An 18,429-nucleotide genomic window follows, 5' to 3' on the forward strand; every position below is an offset into this window, starting at 1 on the left:
GCGCCACAGTGCGCGGCCGATGCCAGCGGTTACAACTGAAGTCTCTTGACGCTTTTGAATGCACTGAAGATGCTGCCCGACGGCATCTTCTTTGCCGCATATTCAAGGGAGTCTCCATGTCCATCCGCCTGCTCGCCCGCGCCATCGCGGGCTTTGGCCTTTGCGCGTCGGCACTGACCGCATCGGCGTACTCCAGCCTCGTCGTGTTCGGCGACAGCCTGTCGGACAGTGGCAACAACGCCGCGCTGCTGGCTCGTTACTACGCGTCCCTGAACCTGCCGGTGCCGGGCGTCGTCATCACCGACGACAGCACGCGCACCCAGATCCCGTCCAGCTTCGGCACCTACTCCAACGGCCCGGTGTGGACGCAGTACCTCGCCCAGTCGATGGGTGTGTCGCTGGCGCCGTCCATGCTGGGCGGCACGAACTACGCCTACGGTGGCGCACAGACGGGCACGGACGGCGCCGACCTGCCCGGCGTCAGCGGCTTCCCGCCGAGCATGCGCACGCAGCTCAATTCGTACATGGGCACCGTGAACCACCTGGCGGACCCGAATGCGCTGTACGTGCTGGCTGGCGGCGGCAACAACATCCGCGTGCTGCTGGACCAGGTGACGCCCACCACGGACCTGGCCGCGCTCGCCACGAGCACCGCCACGGCCTACGCCCAGGACATCGCCACGCAGGCGCAGGACCTGATGCAGGCCGGTGCCCGCCACGTGCTGGTGCTGAACGTCCCCAACTACGGCCTCACGCCGTGGATCCGCGGCGCCGGCCTGAGTACCGAGAGCACGCTGCTGAGCCAGGCCATGAACCAGGCGCTGGGTAGCGCACTGCAGGGCAGCCCCGTGCAGATCTTCGACACGTTCAGCTTCCTCACGGCCGCCGTCGCCGCCGGCCCCGCGTCGGGGTTCAGCGACGTGCTGCATGCCTGCGGGGCAGCGGTCAACGCCTGCGACGAGTCGACCTCCCTGTTCTGGGACGGCGTGCACCCGACCACGCTGGGCCAGCAACGCCTCGCCGAAGCCGTGTTCGCCACCGCCGTGCCGGAGCCGGCCACCACCGCCCTGATGGCGCTGGGGCTGGGCGTCGTGGCGCTAGGCGCCCGGCGTCGGGCACGCCTGCAGCAGCGCTGACATCGCCTCCAGGAACACCCGGGTGCGCAGCGGCATCAGCCGCCGCTCCGGGAACACGGCCCAGCAGCTGGAGCCGGGCAGCTCCCACGCCGGCAGCAGGCGCTGCAGCCGGCCCAGCTCCACCGAGTGGCGCACCAGCAGCCGGTCCACGCCGGCAATGCCCACGCCGTCCAGCGCCATCTGCGCCAGCAGGCTGGGCGAGTTGGCCAGCGTGCGCTGGGCCGGGTTGGCGACGTAGGGCTCGGCACCGTCGCGCTGCAGATGCCAGGGCACCGGCTCGCCGGTGCGGCTGCGCAGCATCAGGCCGTGCATGGCGTCCAGCGCCTGCGGCAACAGCGGCTCGCCGACGCGGGCCAGGTAGTCGACAGACGCGTACAGCCCCCAGTGCGTCGTTGCCAGCTTACGCGCGGCGAGCTGGCTGTCGTCGTCCAGTTGGCCCATGCGGATGGCCAGGTCGAACCCCTCGCCGATGACGTCCACGCGCCGCGGCGTCAGGTCCAGCTCCAGCTGCACCTCGGGATAGGTCCGCACGAACTCGCCCAGCATGCCGGCGGCCACGCGTTCGGCGAAGTCCGCCGGCATGCTGACGCGCAGCCGGCCGCTGGGCTTGCGCTGGCGGTGCAGCGCCAGCGCCAGTGCGCCGTCCACCTCGGCGGCCACGACACGCGCGTGCTCCAGCACGCCGGCGCCGAAGTCGGTCAGCGCGAGGCGCCGCGTGGAGCGCTGCAGCAGCTTCTCGCCCAGCCGCGCCTCCAGCGCCGCGATGCGCCGCGACACGGTGCTCTTGGGCCAGTGCACGCGCTCGGCGGCACGGCTGAAGCTGCCGGCCTCCATGACGCGGGCGAACAGCAGCAAGTCATCGGCATCGGGTTCCATACGGCCTCATTGATCCATCAGTGGAACAATCTTATGCAAATCGACGGCTTCTGGTGCTGACCGAGCAATCCTAGAGTTCATCCCATCGCAACCGACCTCTTTCCGGAGCTTCAGATGAACATCCTGCAAATCAACGCCAGCGCCCGCCGTGCCACCGATGCCGACGGTTCCGTCTCCACCCGCCTGGCCAGCGAACTGACCGCCGGCCTGCGCGCCGCCAACCCCGCCGCCACCGTCACCGTGCGCGACCTGACCGTGACGCCCCAGCCCGTGCTGGACGAAGCCGCGCTGGGCGCCCTCTTCACGCCGGCCGACAAGCGCACGCCCGAACAGGCCGCCCGCGTTGCGCTGGACGATGCGCTGATCGCCGAGCTGCAGGCCGCCGACACCCTCGTCATCGGCGTGCCGATGTACAACTTCAACGTGACGGCCCAGTTCAAGAACTGGATCGACGCGGTCGCCCGCGCCGGCGTGACCTTCAAGTACACCGAGAAGGGCCCCGTCGGCCTGCTGACCGGCAAGAAGGTCTACGTGGTCACGAGCCGCGGCGGCGTCCACCGCGACCAGCCCAGCGACCAGATGACGCCCTACCTGCGCACCGTGCTGGCCTTCCTGGGCATGACGGACGTCGAGTTCGTCTACGCCGAGGGCATGGCTTTCGCCGCCGAGCAAGGCCTGGCCCAGGCCCGCGCGCAGATCTCCGAACTCCTGACCGCCTGAAAGCACGCCATGAGCACCGTCGCCACTTCTCTTTTGAACCAGCCACGCGAGGTTGAACGCCTCGTCGCCGGTCAGCCGACCAGCGACGGTGCCGGTGTCAAGCTCAACCGCGTGCTGACGAACACCCTGCAGCGCCGGCTGGACCCGTTCCTGATGCTGGACCACTTCGGCACGGACAACCCCGACGACTACATCGCCGGCTTCCCGGACCACCCGCACCGCGGGTTCGAGACCGTCACCTACATGCTCAACGGTCGCATCCGCCACCGCGACTCGGCCGGCAACGAGGGCCTGGTGTCGGACGGCGGCGTGCAGTGGATGACGGCCGGCCGCGGCGTCATCCACAGCGAGACGCCCGAGCAGACGGCGGGCCGCATGGCCGGCTTCCAGCTGTGGCTGAACCTGCCCGCGAAGGACAAGATGCGCGAGCCCTGGTACCGGGACGTGCAGGGCGCCGACGTGCCCGAGTTCGAGCGCGACGGCGTCACCGTGCGCGTCATCGCCGGCGCCAGCCACGGCGTGCAGGGCGCCGTGCAGCGCGACGTGACAGAGCCGCTGTACCTGGACGTGCACCTGCCCGCCGGTGCGAGCTTCGAACAACCGCTGCCAGCCACGCACAACGCCTTCGTCTACGTGTACGACGGCGCGCTGAAGTTCGAGAGCGGCTGCCTGCAGCCCGCCGGCCGCATGGCCATCCTCGCCAACACGGCGGCCAGCGACGGCGTGCGCCTGACGGCCGGCGAGCAGCCGACCCGCGCCATCCTCGTGGCCGGCAAACCGCTGGGCGAGCCCATCGCGCAGTACGGGCCCTTCGTCATGAACACCGAGGCCGAGCTGGTGCAGGCGGTGCGGGATTTCCAGGCCGGGCGCCTGGCGTGACGAATCGATCAACGCGATAACTACGCACGCTGCAATCGATGGACAACGTGAGGCCCTGCAAGAGAGACTGACGCACCCCAAAGAGGAGTGCTCATGAATCCCATGCAATGGAAGATCGGGCCGCGCCTGGCGGCCGCGATGGGCGTGATGCTGGCCTTGCTCATCGTGCTGTCGGGCATCGCGATGCTGCAGATGTTGCGCATGCGGGCGCAGACGCAGGACATCACCGGCAACTGGCTGCCCAGCGTGTCGCTGGTGAACCAGATGGACACCAACACGTCGGACTACCGCATCGCCGAGACCGGCCATGTGCTGGCCACGGAAGACGCAGCCATGGCCGCCAAGGACAAGGAGATGACGGCCGTGCTGGCCGAGTTCGACAAGAACCGCGCCGCCTACGAGAAGCTCATCAACTCGCCCGAGGAGCGCCGCCTCTACGAAAGCTTCATGGCCGACTGGAAGGCCTACATGGCCGCCCACGACAAGCTGTACGCGCACTCGCGCAAGAACGAGACCGAGCAGGCCCGCGCCATCCTGGACGGCGAGTCACTGAAGTACTTCAACAGCTCGTCGGACACGCTGCAGAAGCTCATCGACATGAACACCCGCGGCGCCGACCAGGCGGGCGTGGACGCCGAGGCCGCGTTCGGCACGGCGCGCCTGGTGGTGCTCGTCACGCTGGCGGTGTCCATCACGATGGCGCTGCTGATGTCGCGGCTGCTGATCCGCTCCATCACGGTGCCGCTGCGGCGTGCCGTCGAGGTGGCCGATGCCGTGGCCGACGGCGACCTGCGCCAGCCCGTGCACGCGCAGGGCACCGACGAGGCCGCGCAGCTGATGCACGCGCTGGAGCGCATGCGGCAGGGCCTCTCGACCACCGTGTCGCGCGTGCGGGCCAACGCCGAGTCCGTCTCCACCGCCAGCAGCCAGATCGCCCAGGGCAATGCCGACCTGAGCCAGCGCACCGAGGAACAGGCCTCGGCGCTGCAGCAGACGGCGGCCACCATGTCGGAGCTGTCCACCACCGTGCGCAGCAACGCCGACAACGCCCGCCAGGCCGACCAGCTCGCCCGCAGCGCCAGCGAGGCCGCGCGCCAGGGCGGCAGCGCCGTGGGTGACGTCGTCGAGACGATGCGCGGCATCAGCGAATCCAGCCGCCGCGTCGCCGACATCATCGGCACCATCGACGGCATCGCCTTCCAGACCAACATCCTGGCGCTGAACGCCGCCGTCGAGGCGGCGCGTGCCGGCGAGCAGGGCCGCGGCTTTGCCGTCGTGGCCGGCGAGGTGCGCACGCTGGCCCAGCGCAGCGCCGAGGCGGCCAAGGAGATCAAGGGCCTCATCACCGGCAGCGTCGAGCAGGTGGAGCGCGGCACGCAGCAGGTGGACACGGCGGGCCAGTCCATGGAGTCGCTGGTGCAGGCCATCCAGCGCGTCACCGACATCGTCGGCGAGATCAGCACCGCCAGCGTCGAGCAAGCCGACGGCGTGGGCCAGGTGGAGCAGGCCGTGTCGCAGATGGACCAGGTCACGCAGCAGAACGCCGCGCTGGTGGAGGAATCCGCCGCCGCCGCTGAGAGCCTGCGCCAGCAGGCCACGCAGATGGTGGAGATCGTGTCGGTGTTCCGCGTCGGCGGTGACGCCGCGCGGGCGCCCGCCCCGACGGCCTCGCCAGCGAAGCGGCCCACCGCCACGAAGCCCGCGCCGGCAAGGCCGGCCGTCACGGCGAAGGCCCAGGCCACCGCGGCACCGGCAGCGCCCAGGCCCGCCCCGGCGCCGGCCACCGCCGGCGGCGATGACGACTGGACCAGCTTCTAGCGCGCCCCCCGCGGCGGCGGCAGGGCAAGATGCCGCCATGGACATCCCCGCACGCCGCCACAGCCCCGCCGCCGAACGCAACGGCCCGCCCATCCTCGTGCAGCTGCAGCGGCTGCTGCCGCCGGCCGGCCTGATGCTGGAGATCGCCAGCGGCACCGGCCAGCACGCGGCCTTCCTCAGCGAAGGCCTGCCCGGCTGGCAGTGGCAGCCCAGCGACTTCGACGCCGCCGCACTGCCCTCCATCGCCGCGTGGTGTCAGGGCTTGCCCCGGGTGCGCCCGCCGATCACGCTGGACGTGCTGGCCGGCGACTGGGCCGGCGCGCCGGCGCGGGTCGATGCCATCTACTGCGCCAACATGATCCACATCGCGCCGTGGGCCTGCACGGCGGGGCTGATGCAGGGCGCCGCGCGCCACCTGGCGCCGGGCGGCATGCTCATCACCTACGGGCCTTACGTCGTCGACGGCGAGCCCACGGCGCCCAGCAACCTCGCGTTCGACGCCGACCTGCGCGCGCGCCATCCGGCCTGGGGGCTGCGCCGGCTCGGCGACGTGGCCGAGCAGGCCGCCCTCGCCGGCCTGGCGCTGCACGAGCGCGTCGACATGCCGGCCAACAACCTGCTGCTGGCCTGGCGGCGCGCGGGCTGAGCGTCAGCCGCCGGCCAGCCCGGCGGCCAGGTGGTCGCCAAACGCCTTGACCTTGCCCGACAGCCGCCGCTGCAGCGGGCTGACCAGCTGCATGGGCAAGGCCTGGCCCTGCCAGTGCGGCATGGCCAGCACCACCTCGCCACGGGCCAGCTCCTTCTCCAGCAGCCAGTGCGGTGAATACGCCAGGCCCATGCCCGCCAGCACCGCCTCGCGCACGGCCTCGCCGCTGTTGGTGCGCAGGCTGCCGTCCACGCGCACGCTGGCCAGGCTGCCCGGTGGTGCGTCGACGCCCGGCCCGGCCTCGAAGGTCCACGTCGGCCCGGCGCGCAGCTCGCTGTAGACGATGCAGTCGTGCTGCTGCAGCGCCAACGGGTTGGCCGGCGGCGGCTTGCCGATCTGCTCGAAATAACCCCGCCGCGCCACGACGGCCCGACGCACGGTGCCGATGCGGCGCGAAACCAGGCTGGAGTCGGGCTGCTCGCCGATGCGCACGGCGATGTCGATGCCCTGCTCGACGAGGTCGACGAAGCCGTCGTTGAGGCGCAGGTCGATCTTCACGCCCGGGTGCGCGGCCAGGAAGCTCTGCACCAGCGGCATCAGCTTCAGCCGCCCGAAGCTGCCCGACGCCGCCACGCGCAGCCAGCCCTGCAGCCGGTGCTCGCCGGCACGCAGCTGGCTCTCGGCCTCGGCGATCTCGGCCACCAGCCGGCGCGCCTCGTCCACGTAGCGCTCGCCCGCCTCGGTCAGCCGCAGCGCCCGCGTGCTGCGCGCCAGAAGCTGCGCACCCAGTTGCCGCTCCAGCGCGGCCACCTGCTTGCTGACGGCACTCTGCGTGCTGCCCAGCTCGCGCGCCGCGGCCGAGAAGCTGCCCAGCTCCACCACCCGCACCAGCGTCTGCATCGCCTGCAACCGGTCTGCCATGTCCACCTTTCAGTCCCAAATGGAATAAATCATAGGCAGCTGCCACGGCTACCGGAGCAGACCGGCGGCAATCACAGTCAGGTCACTCAACCAACTTCTCCTTCAGGAGCTTCACATGACTGCATCCCCCGTCGTCCTCGTCACCGGCGCGCTGACCGGCATCGGCCGCGCCACCGCCCTCGCCTTCGCCCGCGAAGGCGCCACCGTCGTCGTCAGCGGCCGCCGCGACACCGACGGCCAGGCGCTGGCCGCCGAGCTGCAGGCCGGGGGCGCCGCGGCCGCCGCCTTCATCCGCGCCGACGTGCGCCACGAGGCCGAGGTGCGCTCGCTCGTCGAGCAGACCGTGGAGCGCTTCGGCCGGCTGGACGTGGCCGTCAACAACGCCGGCGTCGAAGGCGCCACCGGCCCGCTCACCGAGCAGACCGCCGAGAACTACGACGCCATCTTCGACACCAACGTGCGCGGCATGCTGTTCGCGCTGAAGCACCAGATGCGCGTCATGCTGGCCCAGCGCGGCGGCGCCATCGTCAACCTGTCATCGGTGGCGGGGCTGATCGGCTTTGCCGGGGCCTCGGTCTACGTGGCCAGCAAGCACGCCGTGGAAGGCCTGACGAAGAGCGCCGCGCTGGAAGGGGCGGCCGCCGGCGTGCGCGTCAACGCGGTCGCGCCGGGCCCCATCCAGACCGACATGCTGGAGCGCTTTGTCGGCCGCAACGGCGATGCCAAGGCCGGCATGCTCGCCGCCAACCCGTCCGGCCGCGCCGGCACCGTGGACGAGATCGCTCAGACCATCGTGTTCCTGGCCAGCGACAAGGCGAAGTACCTGACGGGGCAGTCGCTGGCGGTGGACGGGGGGCTCACGGCGCAGTGAGCACGCGTTCGTAGACGCTCAGGTCCTCAGCCGAGAAGCAGCAGAAGATGACTTCCCGGATGCCGGGGTGCGCCGCGACTTCGCTGCGCACCACGTCGACCGCCACGCGGGCGGCCTGCTCGATCGGATAGCCGTAGATGCCGGTGCTGATGCTCGGGAAGGCCACCGTCGCCGCGTGCTGGGCCGCAGCCAGCTTCAGGCTGTTCCGGTAGCAGGAGGCCAGCAACTCGGCCTCGCCGTGCACGCCGCCGCGCCAGACCGGGCCGACGGTGTGAACGATGTGTCGCGCCGGCAGGCGATAGCCGCGGGTGAGCTTGGCCTCGCCGATCTTGCAGCCGCCCAGCAGGCGGCACTCGTGCACCAGGTCCGGCCCGGCAGCGCGGTGGATGGCCCCGTCCACGCCGCCGCCGCCCAGCAGCGACGAGTTCGCAGCGTTGACGATCACATCGACCGCCAACTTCGTGATGTCGGCGCGTTGCGCCGTGAGAGCCGCGACCAAGGTTCAGTCCTTCCGCCCAGCCCCGAGATAGGTCTCGATGACCCTCGGATCCGCCGCCAGCTGATCCGCCGGTCCGCTCAGCCCGAACTCGCCGGTCTCCAGCACATAGCCGTGGTCCGCCACGCGCAGCGCGGCGCGGGCGTTCTGCTCGACGAGCAGGATGCCGACGCCGCTGGCGCGCAGGTCGTCGACGATGGCGAAGATCTCGCGCACGATCAGCGGCGCCAGGCCCAGGCTGGGTTCGTCCAGCATCAGCAGCTTGGGCTGCCCCATCAGCGCGCGGCCCAGCGCGAGCATCTGGCGCTCGCCGCCGGACAGCGTGCCGGCCTGCTGCGCCCGGCGCTCCTTCAGCCGCGGGAAGCGTGCGTAGACGCTCTCCAGCCCGTCGCGCCAGCGCCGGTCGCCCAGCTTCCTGGGCCGCCAGCCGCCCAGCAGCAGGTTGTCTTCCACCGTCATCGTGCCGAACAGCTCGCGCTTCTCGGGCACCAGGGCCAGGCCGGCCATGACGCGTTCTTCGAGCGTCAGCCGGGCGATGTCCTCGCCGGCAAACTTCAGCGCCGCGCTGCGCGACGGGATCAGGCCCATCAGCGCACCCAGCAGCGTGGACTTGCCCGCGCCGTTGGGGCCGATGACGGTGACGACGCTCTTCTCGGCAGCCGAGAAGCTCAGGCCCTGCAGCACCTCGGCGCGGCCGTAGCCGGCGTGGAGGTCGGCAACTTCAAGGAGAGCGCTCATTCGTCCGCTCCCAGATAAGCCGCGCGTACGGCCGGGCTGGCCTGTACCTCGGCGGGCGTGCCTTCCATCAGCCAGCGGCCGAACTCCATGACGACGATGCGGTCGGTGAGCTTCATGACGAAGTCCATGTCGTGCTCGACGAGCAGCAGCGACAGGCCCTCGGCCTTCAGCTGCTTCAGCACCTCCGCGAGCGCTTCCTTCTCCTTGTGGCGCAGGCCGGCGGCGGGTTCGTCCAGCAGCAGCAGCGACGGGTCGCTGGCCAGCGCGCGGGCGATCTCCACCAGCCGCTGCGGCCCCAGCGCCAGGTTGCCGGCCAGCTCGAAGGCCTGGTCGGCCAGGCCGATGCGGCGCAGCTGACGCATCGCCTCGGCGCGGGCCTGGGCTTCCTCGGCGCGGTCCAGGCCCAGCATGGCTGCCAGCGCGCCGCTCTTGGTGCGCAGGTAGCAGCCCAGCGCGACGTTCTCCAGCACCGTCATGTCGGGCACCAGCTTGACGTGCTGGAAGGTGCGGGACAGGCCGGCGCGGGCGATATCGCGGCTGCCGCGGCCGTCGACGCGCTGGCCCAGCAGTTCGACCTCGCCGCGGGTCAGCGGCAGCACGCCGGAGACGAGGTTGAACGTGGTGCTCTTGCCGGCGCCATTGGGGCCGATGAGTCCCACGATGTCGCCGGCGCTGATGCTGAAGCTGATGTCGTTGACGGCCACCAGCCCGCCGAACTGCTTGCGGATGGCCCGCACGTCCAGCAGCGCCGCGCCGCGTGGCGGGTGGCTGCGCGAACTCAGCGGCGGCGCGCGCTCGTCCACCGCCTTCGCGCCGCGCGCCGGCAGCACGCGGGCCAGCAGGCGCGACACCAGCGGCCACAGGCCGTCCGGCGCGAAGCGCAGCACCAGCACCAGCACGATGCCGAACACGATGATCTCGTAGTTGCCCGAGCCGCCGAACACCAGCGGCAGCCAGACCTTGAGCTGGTCTTCCGCCAGCTTCACGAGCGCCGCGCCGGCGAAGGCGCCGCCCACCGTCGCGATGCCGCCCACGACGGCCATGAACAGGTACTCGATGCCGAACTTGATGCCGAACGGCGACGGGTTCACGCTGCGCTGCATGTGGGCGTACAGCCAGCCCGACACGCAGGCCAGCAGCGCGGCGCTGACGAACATCACCAGCTTGTAGCGGAAGGTGCTGGCGCCCATCGCCTCAGGCATCGTAGCGCCGCCGCCGCGGTGCGTGTTGAGCGCGCGCATGATGCGGCCCGGCCGCGAGTCCAGCAGCCGCGTGACGCCCAGCGCCGCCAGCAGCGCCGCCAGCCAGATCAGCCAGTACATGCGCCGCTCGCTCTGGAAGCTGAAGTCGCCCAGCGTCACGGCCGGCAGACCCAGCAGGCCGTCGTACTTGCCCAGCGCCTCCAGGTTGCCGACCAGGTAGTACAGCGCCAGGCACCAGCAGATGGTGGCCAGCGGCAGGTAGTGGCCCGACATGCGCAGCGTCAACGCGCCGATGACCAGCGCCAGCACGGCCGTGACGGCCAGCCCGGCCACGAGGCCCAGCCACGGCGACAGGCCCAGCACCGTCGTCAGGTAGCCCGTGGCGTAGGCGCCCACGCCGGCGAACGCCGCCTGGCCGAACGACGTGAGCCCGCCCACGCCCGTCAGCAGCACCAGGCCCAGCACCACCAGCGAGAACAGGCCGATGTAGTTGAGCTGCGTGATCCAGAAGTCCGGCACGGGCAGCAGCGGCAGGCCCAGCAGCAGCACGGCGGCCACGGCCGCGGGGACCGGGAAAGGGGAGCGCTTCATCGTCGTCATCAGTGTTCTTCGTGATGCGGGTCGACGAAGGACCGCCACAGCAGGATGGGCAGGATCACCGTGAACACGATGACCTCCTTGAATGCGCTGGCCCAGAACGAGCCGAAGCTCTCGATCAGCCCCACGCCGATCGCACCCGCCAGCGCCATCGGGAAGCTGGCCAGCCCGCCAAACACCGCGGCGACGAAGCCCTTCAGGCCGATCAGGAACCCGGTGTCGTAATAGATGGTGGTGGACGGCGAGATCAGCAGGCCCGACAGCGCGCCGATGAAGGCGGCCATCGTGAAGCTCATGGCCCCGGCCGCGTCGCCGGAGATGCCCATCAGCCGCGCGCCGGTGCGGTTGACCGACGTGGCCTTCAGCGCCTTGCCGGTCAGCGTGCGCTCGAAGAACAGGAACATCGTCAGCAGCAGCACGACGGAGGCGCCGAAGATGATGAGCGTCTGGCCCGTGAGGCTGAGCGGGCCGACGTCGAAACGCGCCTCCCAGAACGCCGGCGTGCGGTAGCCCTCGGCGCCGAAGAACACGAGGCCCACACCGGTCAGCGCGAAGTGCACGCCGACCGACACGATCAGCAGCGTCAGCACCGTGGCGCCGGACAGCGCGCGGTAGGCCAGGCGGTACAGCAGCGGGCCCATGCAGGTCACGATGAGCAGCGCCACCAGCACCTGCACGATCAGCGCGTGCTGCTGCTGCACGAACACCGGCGCCAGCGCGGCGATGACACAGGGGAAGCTCAGCGTCTGCAGCAGACTGAAGACGATGCGCGACGGCCGCCAGCGCTCGCGCAGCCCCTGCACCAGGTCCAGCAACGCGGCGGCCACGGCCATCATCAGCAGCAGCCACACGGTGCCCGGCACCTTGCCGGACTGCAGCGCGGCCAGCGTCAGCGCGCCGAACGCGACAAACTCGCCCTGCGGAATGAAGATGACCCGGGTGACCGAGAAGACCAGCACCAGCGCCAGCGCAACGAGGGCGTAGATGGCGCCGTTGGTCAGCCCGTCCAGGCCCAGGATGGCGGCAATCGTGAGGTCCATGGCGCGTTGCGGGGTGAAGTCGCCGCCGATGGTATCGGCCATACGCCGACCGAGCGGTCGGGATTACCCAGAAGAAAGGCGCCCGCGAGGGCGCCCTTGCCATCCGGCGAAGCCGGCGGTCGTCAGCCGTTCGTCGCGTTGACGATCAGCTGGTTGTCGACGTGCTTCACGCCGACCACCGCGGCAGCCAGCGTCGTGGCGCGCTCGCGCGACTGCGCGTCGGGCGCCTGGCCGGTCAGCGTGACCTGGCCCTCGCGGGTGTCCACGTTGATCTGCGTGGCCTTGAGTCGGTCGTCGGCCACCAGCGCGGCGTTGACCTTGGCCGTGATGGCCATGTCGCCCGTGGCCTGGGCCGTCTTGTCGGCGGCGCGGGCGGCGGCGTTCTCGGCGTCGTGCATCGCTTCCTTGGCCTCGCGCCGGGTGTCCTCGGCGGACTGCTTGGCCTCGGCGATGGCGCCGTCCAGGCGCTGGCCGGCCGTGCGGTCGTCTTCCTGCTTGCCGCAGGCGGTCAGTGCGGCGGCGATGGCCAGGGCGGCCAGCAGCGGCAGTCGGGGGGTGGGCTGTGTCATGGGTCGTCCTTTCAGGGGCTTGCGGCCTCGCGGGCCGGGTCACACCACTGTGGACGCCCGCCGCGGGCGCCGGGTTCAGCCTGCGCGCCGATCGCCTGTCGGACCGCACCGACAGCCCGGCCGGGCGGCTGCGTCCTACAGCGGCCGGCGCCACCGTCCCACCCTCGCCGCACGGAGCGCCTCCCAGCATGGGGCCATGAAGAAGAAGACCGCCCTCATTGCCGCCGGCGTGGCCCTGGCGGTCACGGCCGCCGTCGCGGCCCTGGACCACGCCGGCTGGCCCGGCCTGGCCCCGCGCCTGGCCGAGCGCAGCGGGCCGGGCCTGCGCGTGGACCCCGACACCCGGCTGCACCTGATCTGGCAGCCGCGCCTGGAGGCCCCGCAGCTGCGCGTCGTCAGCGCCCGGGGCGACACGCTGGCCGACGCCCACCGGGTGCTGCTGGCCTGGCGCTGGGGCGACGTCTGGGACTGGCGCCACGGCGCGCCGCTGCGGCTGCGCGTGGTGCAGGCCGACGGCCTGGCGCTCACCTGGCAGCGCGACGCCGACGGCCGCACGCCGTGGCCGCTGCAGCCCCGGGGCGACGCGCAGCAGTCCGCGGCGCTGCCGCAGATCGACCAACTCGTCATCCGCAACGGCAGCGCGTGGCTGGACGACGCGCCGCTGCAGCTGTCGGGCGACGCGCGCTTCTCGACCGCGGCGGACGGCGTCTGGACGGCCGACGTCCAGGGCCGGCTGCGTGGCCAGCGGCTGTCGCTGAACGCCCAGGCCAGCGCAGGCATGGCGCTGCTGTCGCCGCCCGACGGCAGCGCGCCGCCGGTTAAGCTGCGCGTCGCGCTGAGCCAGGGGCCCGAGCGGCTCACGTTCGACGGCACGGCCGCCTCGCTGCTGGACGCCCGCGCGCTCGACGGCCAGCTGCAGGTGCACGGGCGATCGCTGGCCGCCGCCGGCCGGCCGTTCGGCGTCACGCTGCCCAGCACGCCGGCCTTCGACCTCGCCGGCCGGCTCCGCCACGCCGCGGGCCTGTGGCAGCTTGAGGACGTGAAGGCCCGCATCGGCAACAGCCGGCTGGGTGGCGCCTACGCGTTCGACACCCGCCCGCGGCGCCCGGTGCTGACCGGCACATTGAGCGGTGGCCCGCTGCGCCTGGCCGACCTGGGCCCCGCCGTCGGCGCCGACTCGCCGCCCAGCCGCCCGGGCCGCGTGCTGCCCGACCGGCCGCTGGACCTGCCGGCGCTGAACCTGATGGACGCACGCATCGACGTCGCGCTGAGCCAGCTGGACCTGGGCACGCAGCACCTCGAACCCCTGGCCCCGGTGAACGGCAAGCTGCAGCTCCAGGGCGGCGTGCTGACGCTGAGCCAGCTCCATGCCGGCGTGGCCGGCGGCCAGCTGACCGGCTCGGCCAGCCTGGACACGCAGCCCGTGCCACCCGCGTGGCAGGCCCGCCTGGACGTCGCCAACCTGGCCCTGGAGCGCTGGCTCAAACCCGACATGAAGCCGCTGACCGCGCACCCGGTGACCGGCCGGCTCAAGGCGCGGCTCGATGTGACGGGCCACGGCCGCAGCACCGCCGAACTGCTGGCCAGCCTGAACGGCCCGCTGAACGTGCGGCTGCAGAACGGCAGCGTGTCGCACCTGCTGACCGAGGCCGCCGGGCTGGACCTCGCGCAGGGGCTGGGCCTGCTCATCAAGGGCGACAGCAACCTGCCGCTGAACTGCGCCCGGCTGGACGGCCGCTTCGACGCCGGCGTGCTGCGGCCGCGCACCGCCATCATCGACAACCGCGACAGCCGCCTGGCCCTGGATGGCCGCGTCAACCTCGCCACGGAGACGCTGGACCTGCGCGTCGTCGCGCGGCCCAAAGACTTCTCGCCGCTGACGCTGCGCGCGCCGGTGCGCGTGCAGGGCTCGCTGGCCGACCCACGCGTGGCGCTGGAAGGCCGGCGCCTGGCCGGCCGCGCCGTCGCGGCCCTGGCGCTGGGCTCGCTGGCGCCGCCGGCCGCGCTGCTGGCCTTCGTCGACCCGGGCGAGGACCTGCCGCCGGTGGATTGCAGCTTGCCCTCCCGAAAAGGTTGACCTGCGGGCCGAGCGCCGGGCCGCCCCAAGCCGGCCCGTCAGGGCGATGTGCTTGCAGCTCAATGCTGCAAGCATCGACGCCCCCTCGGGGGGCCGGCTGGGCTTGACCGCGTCCAGCGTGGCAAGACCGGACGAGGAGTCAACGACGTTTGTGGGGTTGTTCGTGCACCGCGTCCAGAAACTCCGCCAGCGTCTCGCGGCAAGGGCCCTGCGGGCACAGGAACAGGCCTTCGGCCTCGGCCGGCACGTCGGACGGGAAGCCCAGCACGCCCAGCGAGTTCACCGCCTCGCCGCACAGCGCCACCGTGCGCCCGCAGCGCCAGGCCATCTTCAACAGGGCATGCAGCCGCGCGCAGCCGGTGGGCGCGGCCCACACGTCGGAGTTCAGCACGACGAGGCCGTCGGCCCAGTCCGCCGCGGCGGGCGGTTCGCCGAAATCATCGTCCAGCCGCCACTCCACGCGGCTGACATCGGTACGCACGAGCGGCGCGAGGTCGGCCTCGTAACGCCGCAACGCGTCGGCGGTGCCGACGACGCAGATCAGCAACTCCGGCTTGGCGGCCGGCTCGGCAGCCGAACGAGGCAGGCAATCCGTGGTCGACATGGCGTGGCTCCGCGCGAGGATGACGCGACCACTGTGCACACGCGACGCCCGCGGGCTTGTGAGCGCCAGTCGCACCGCGCGGTAGGACGCGACGCCGACCGTCAGCCCGTCAGCCCGAGCGGCGCTGTGCTTCCTCGCGCAGGCAGGTCAGCATCAGCTCCGCGCCCGGCGACAGCTGGTGGCCACGGCGCGTGACGATGCCGTAGGCGTCCATGCGCAGGCCCAGGTCGATGTCCAGCACGGTCAGCAGGCCGGCGTCGAGGTAGGGCTTCACCAGCTCCTCGGGCAGCGCCACCACCATGTCGGACTGCACCAGCAGGCTGGTAACGACGGGCAGCGACAGCGTCTCGACGGCCTGCTGAGGCTGGTCCAGCCCCGCGGTCAGGAACATGGCCGTGAGCCGGTCGCGCAGGATGCTTCCGGTGGGCGGCAGGATCCAGCTCTGGCGGGCCAGCTCCTGCAGGCTGAGGTCGCCACGGCCGGCCAGCGGGTGGCCGGCGCGCACGATCAGCGAATGGGGTTCGTCGGTCAGCGGTTCGAAGCTCAGCTGCGCGGCGGACTCGCTGTCCAGCACGCGGCCGATCACCAGGTCCAGCTCGCCGCCCTGCAGCTGCTGCGTGAGGATCTTGCTGGTGTCCACCGTGATGGCCACATGCACGCGCGGCTGGCGCGCCTTGAGCGCGACGACGGCGCGCGGCAGCAGCGTGGCCGACGGCGTCAGCACCGAGCCCACGGCCACGCGGCCGCTCAGGCCCGACAACAGCTCCATGACCTCCTGGTGGCCGGCGTCCAGCTCGGCCAGCGCCGCACCGGCGCGGCGGATCATGACCTCGCCATACCAGGTGGGCGCCACGCCACGCGGCAGGCGCTCGAACAGCTTCACGCCCAGCGCGTGCTCCAGGTCGGCCAGCAGCTTGGACGCGGCCGGCTGCGTCAGGTTGGCGGCCTGCGCCGCATGCAGGATGGACCCGTGCCGCCCCAGCTCCACCAGCAGCACCAGCTGGCGCGTCTTCAGGTGGGAGCGGACGAAGCGGTCGGAGCGCGGGTCGGTCATGCCACGGAGTTTGTCAGCTCCACGCGGCGCCATCCGCGGGCCGAGCGCCGGGCCGCACCCAAGCCGGCCCGTCTGGCGATGTGCTTGCGGTTCAATGCCGCAAGCATCGCCGTCCCCTCGGGGGACCGGCCAGGCCGGCCCGCGTTCAGCGGCGCGGGAATGGGCGAGGGGCTCACAGCTTCACTCGTGATAGAGCTGGGAGCGGCCGCCGTCGATGAGGATGTCAGTGGCGTTGATGAAGCGCGCCTCGTCGGTGGCGAGGAACAGGGCCGTGTAGGCCACCTCCAGCGGCTCACCGATGCGCTTGGTGGGCAGCAGGTCGACCTGGCGCTGGCGCTCCTCGGGCGTGACGCTGTCCAGCCATTCGACGACGCGCTCCGACAGGATCAGCCCCGGCGAGATCGAGTTCACGCGCACGTTCTGCGCCGCGTACTGGATGCCCAGCGCCTTGGTCATGCCGATCAGCGCGTGCTTGGCGACCGGGTACGGGAAGGCGTCGGGAATGATGCGATGGCCGTGCACGGACGCCACGTTGACGATGCTGCCGCCGCCGCCCGCCAGCATGCCGGGCAGCACGGCGCGGCTGCAGTGCAGCGCGCCTTCCAGGTCCACCGCGAAGCAGCGCTGCCACTGCGCGCTGGTCATCGCCAGCGGCTCGGCGAACACGTTCATGCCGGCGTTGTTGATGAGCACCGTGACGGGGCCGAAGCGCTCGGCGCCGCGCGCGGCCATGGCCTGCACGGCGGCCTCGTCGGCGATGTCGGCGGCGATGAACAGCGCGTGGTCCTCGCCCAGCTCCTGCACGAGTTCAACGCCCAGGCGCTCGTCGGCGGCCAGGCCGTTCAGGATGACCTGGGCGCCCTCGGCGACAAACAGCCGCGCGATGGCCTTGCCGATGCCCTGGGTGGCGCCGGTGACCAGCGCGACCTTGCCTTGCAGACGGGAACTCATTGCGTGTACTGCTTCCAGATGTCCAGCACGGGCAGCGCCCGGCCCTTGAAGTCGAACAGCGTCGTGTTGGAGACGACGTTGGGGCCCGGCTCGCCGGAGCCTTCCTTCAGCGCCCAGCCGACGTTGCGGTTGGCGATCATGATCGGGTCCCAGTACAGGACGCCCAGCACGCGCGGATGCGCCTTGCAGGCGCCCAGCAGCTCGGCCATGAAGTCGCGCTGGCCCTCGGGGCTGCTCATGCTGGCCGGGTACGGGCCGTTGTTCTCCAGCTGGCCGGGCCAGCCGTCGGCGCGGTTGGGCGCGAAGTTGAAGCCGGCCTCCATGACGAGGAGGTCGCTGTCATAGCGGGCCGAGACCGTGTCGCAGAAGCTCATCAGCTGGGCGACGTTCTTCTGCGTCCAGAACGGGTAGTACGACGGGCCGATGACGTCCCACGGCACGCCCTGCGCGCGCGCGTTGTCGAACCAGTCGCGGTACTTGGGCACGTCGCCGCCACCGTCCAGGTGCAGCACGACCTTGGACGCCGGGCTGACGGCCTTCACGGCCGCGTGGCCCGCCTTCAGCAGCGCGCCCAGGCGCGGCCAGTCGCTGGTGCGGCCCCAGGGGTAGAGCATCCCCATCTCGATCTCGTTGCCCAGCGACACGAACTCGGGCGCCGTGCCCTGGTTCACCAGCGCCTGCATCACTTCCTTCGTGCGCTGCTCGACGAGCGCCAACAGACGCTCGAAGCGCGCCGTGTCGTCGGGCAGCCGGGCCAGTTCGCGGCGCCACGCGTGCGGTGGGTCCTGCGTCTTGGAGTTGGTCCAGAAGTCGCTGTAGTGGAAGCTGAACTGGATCTGCAGGCCCTGCGCCTTGGCGCGGCGCGCGAGCGCCAGCACGTCGGGCAGGTCCATCGAGCCCTCGGGCCAGTACCAGCCGTCGGCGCCCGTGCCGGAGCCGGTGCGGTCGTACAGCCGGATGCGGACGATGTTGTGGCCGTAGCGCTTCAGGATGGCCAGGCAGTCGCCGGGCTTGCCGTCGCGGTCACGGTAGACCGCGCCGGCGCGCTCCATCCACGTCAGCGCCGAGATGTCGCCACCGGCCAGCAGCGGCGCCTTGGCGGCGTGGGCTGCCGGCAGCGCGCTGGCCAGCGCGGCGGCCAGCAGGGTACGACGTTGCATAGACATCTCAGTGGTTTCTCGCGGGCCGAGCGCCGGGCCGCTCCCAAGCCGGCCCGTCTGGCGATGTGCGAGCG

General features: G+C 71.7%; 18 protein-coding genes. 7 read left to right on the forward strand and 11 right to left on the reverse strand.

Annotated features, from left to right (window positions below):
• Positions 1 to 116 precede the first annotated feature (116 nt).
• Positions 117 to 1,136 (forward strand): SGNH/GDSL hydrolase family protein, encoded by a 1,020-nt coding sequence (locus tag AC1Q7O_RS14975; RefSeq protein WP_492657894.1) that lies wholly within the window; start codon positions 117 to 119, stop codon positions 1,134 to 1,136.
• Here the strand turns inward: AC1Q7O_RS14975 and AC1Q7O_RS14980 are convergent.
• On the reverse strand, positions 1,098 to 2,012 hold the full coding sequence (locus AC1Q7O_RS14980; RefSeq protein WP_492657895.1) for a LysR family transcriptional regulator: 915 nt from the start codon (positions 2,010 to 2,012) through the stop codon (positions 1,098 to 1,100). The genes AC1Q7O_RS14975 and AC1Q7O_RS14980 overlap by 39 nt on opposite strands.
• A 114-nt stretch (positions 2,013 to 2,126) precedes the next feature.
• Between AC1Q7O_RS14980 and AC1Q7O_RS14985 the strand changes: the two genes are divergently transcribed.
• From AC1Q7O_RS14985 to AC1Q7O_RS15000, 4 genes are all read left to right on the forward strand, one after another.
• Positions 2,127 to 2,732, forward strand: coding sequence for an FMN-dependent NADH-azoreductase (locus AC1Q7O_RS14985; RefSeq protein WP_492657896.1), 606 nt, complete (start codon positions 2,127 to 2,129; stop codon positions 2,730 to 2,732).
• Between the two features lie 9 nt (positions 2,733 to 2,741).
• Positions 2,742 to 3,611: a pirin family protein gene (locus AC1Q7O_RS14990; protein ID WP_492657897.1), complete on the forward strand. Its 870-nt coding sequence runs from the start codon at positions 2,742 to 2,744 to the stop codon at positions 3,609 to 3,611.
• Positions 3,612 to 3,704: 93 nt separating this feature from the next.
• Positions 3,705 to 5,429 (forward strand): methyl-accepting chemotaxis protein, encoded by a 1,725-nt coding sequence (locus AC1Q7O_RS14995; RefSeq protein ID WP_492657898.1) that lies wholly within the window; start codon positions 3,705 to 3,707, stop codon positions 5,427 to 5,429.
• Between the two features lie 37 nt (positions 5,430 to 5,466).
• Positions 5,467 to 6,075, forward strand: a complete 609-nt coding sequence (locus tag AC1Q7O_RS15000; protein WP_492657899.1) for a DUF938 domain-containing protein — start codon at positions 5,467 to 5,469, stop codon at positions 6,073 to 6,075.
• A 3-nt stretch (positions 6,076 to 6,078) separates the two neighbouring features.
• Here the strand turns inward: AC1Q7O_RS15000 and AC1Q7O_RS15005 are convergent, their stop codons facing one another.
• Positions 6,079 to 6,996 (reverse strand): LysR family transcriptional regulator, encoded by a 918-nt coding sequence (locus tag AC1Q7O_RS15005; RefSeq protein WP_492657900.1) that lies wholly within the window; start codon positions 6,994 to 6,996, stop codon positions 6,079 to 6,081.
• A gap of 115 nt (positions 6,997 to 7,111) precedes the next feature.
• Here AC1Q7O_RS15005 and AC1Q7O_RS15010 point away from each other — a divergent pair, with 115 nt between their 5' ends.
• On the forward strand, positions 7,112 to 7,867 hold the full coding sequence (locus AC1Q7O_RS15010) for a glucose 1-dehydrogenase (protein ID WP_492657901.1): 756 nt from the start codon (positions 7,112 to 7,114) through the stop codon (positions 7,865 to 7,867).
• On the opposite strand, the gene AC1Q7O_RS15015 is transcribed toward AC1Q7O_RS15010, so the two are convergent.
• The 5 genes from AC1Q7O_RS15015 to AC1Q7O_RS15035 all read right to left on the reverse strand — a co-directional run bounded on the left by AC1Q7O_RS15015 (position 7,854) and on the right by AC1Q7O_RS15035 (position 12,509).
• The gene (locus tag AC1Q7O_RS15015; protein ID WP_492657902.1) at positions 7,854 to 8,366 is read right to left on the reverse strand and encodes an O-acetyl-ADP-ribose deacetylase; all 513 of its coding nucleotides are present in this window, start codon (positions 8,364 to 8,366) and stop codon (positions 7,854 to 7,856) included. The two genes, AC1Q7O_RS15010 and AC1Q7O_RS15015, sit on opposite strands and share 14 nt — an antisense overlap.
• 3 nt (positions 8,367 to 8,369) lie before the next feature.
• On the reverse strand, positions 8,370 to 9,101 hold the full coding sequence (locus AC1Q7O_RS15020) for an ABC transporter ATP-binding protein (protein ID WP_492657903.1): 732 nt from the start codon (positions 9,099 to 9,101) through the stop codon (positions 8,370 to 8,372).
• Positions 9,098 to 10,894, reverse strand: coding sequence for a branched-chain amino acid ABC transporter ATP-binding protein/permease (locus tag AC1Q7O_RS15025; RefSeq protein ID WP_492657904.1), 1,797 nt, complete (start codon positions 10,892 to 10,894; stop codon positions 9,098 to 9,100). The genes AC1Q7O_RS15020 and AC1Q7O_RS15025 overlap by 4 nt, the downstream gene beginning before the upstream one ends.
• Positions 10,895 to 10,902: 8 nt before the next feature.
• Positions 10,903 to 11,940, reverse strand: coding sequence for a branched-chain amino acid ABC transporter permease (locus AC1Q7O_RS15030; RefSeq protein ID WP_492657905.1), 1,038 nt, complete (start codon positions 11,938 to 11,940; stop codon positions 10,903 to 10,905).
• Between the two features lie 122 nt (positions 11,941 to 12,062).
• Entirely contained in the window at positions 12,063 to 12,509 is a 447-nt protein-coding gene (locus tag AC1Q7O_RS15035; protein ID WP_492657906.1) for a BON domain-containing protein, read from the reverse strand.
• A 196-nt stretch (positions 12,510 to 12,705) separates the two neighbouring features.
• Between AC1Q7O_RS15035 and AC1Q7O_RS15040 the strand changes: the two genes are divergently transcribed.
• Positions 12,706 to 14,586, forward strand: coding sequence for an AsmA family protein (locus tag AC1Q7O_RS15040; protein ID WP_492657907.1), 1,881 nt, complete (start codon positions 12,706 to 12,708; stop codon positions 14,584 to 14,586).
• Positions 14,587 to 14,725: 139 nt separating this feature from the next.
• Here AC1Q7O_RS15040 and AC1Q7O_RS15045 read toward each other — a convergent pair whose 3' ends face one another.
• From AC1Q7O_RS15045 to AC1Q7O_RS15060, 4 genes are all read right to left on the reverse strand, one after another.
• Complete coding sequence (locus AC1Q7O_RS15045; RefSeq protein ID WP_492657908.1) at positions 14,726 to 15,190, reverse strand: hypothetical protein; 465 nt, start codon at positions 15,188 to 15,190, stop codon at positions 14,726 to 14,728.
• Positions 15,191 to 15,299: 109 nt separating this feature from the next.
• Positions 15,300 to 16,244 carry a LysR family transcriptional regulator gene (locus AC1Q7O_RS15050; protein ID WP_492657909.1) on the reverse strand — a complete coding sequence of 315 codons (945 nt, stop codon included), beginning with the start codon at positions 16,242 to 16,244 and terminating at the stop codon, positions 15,300 to 15,302.
• Between the two features lie 180 nt (positions 16,245 to 16,424).
• Positions 16,425 to 17,195 (reverse strand): SDR family oxidoreductase, encoded by a 771-nt coding sequence (locus tag AC1Q7O_RS15055; protein ID WP_492657910.1) that lies wholly within the window; start codon positions 17,193 to 17,195, stop codon positions 16,425 to 16,427.
• The gene (locus AC1Q7O_RS15060; RefSeq protein ID WP_492657911.1) at positions 17,192 to 18,355 is read right to left on the reverse strand and encodes a glycoside hydrolase family 53 protein; all 1,164 of its coding nucleotides are present in this window, start codon (positions 18,353 to 18,355) and stop codon (positions 17,192 to 17,194) included. The genes AC1Q7O_RS15055 and AC1Q7O_RS15060 overlap by 4 nt, the downstream gene beginning before the upstream one ends.
• Positions 18,356 to 18,429: the final 74 nt, after the last annotated feature.

This window comes from Roseateles sp. GW823-FHT07B05 (assembly GCF_058794515.1).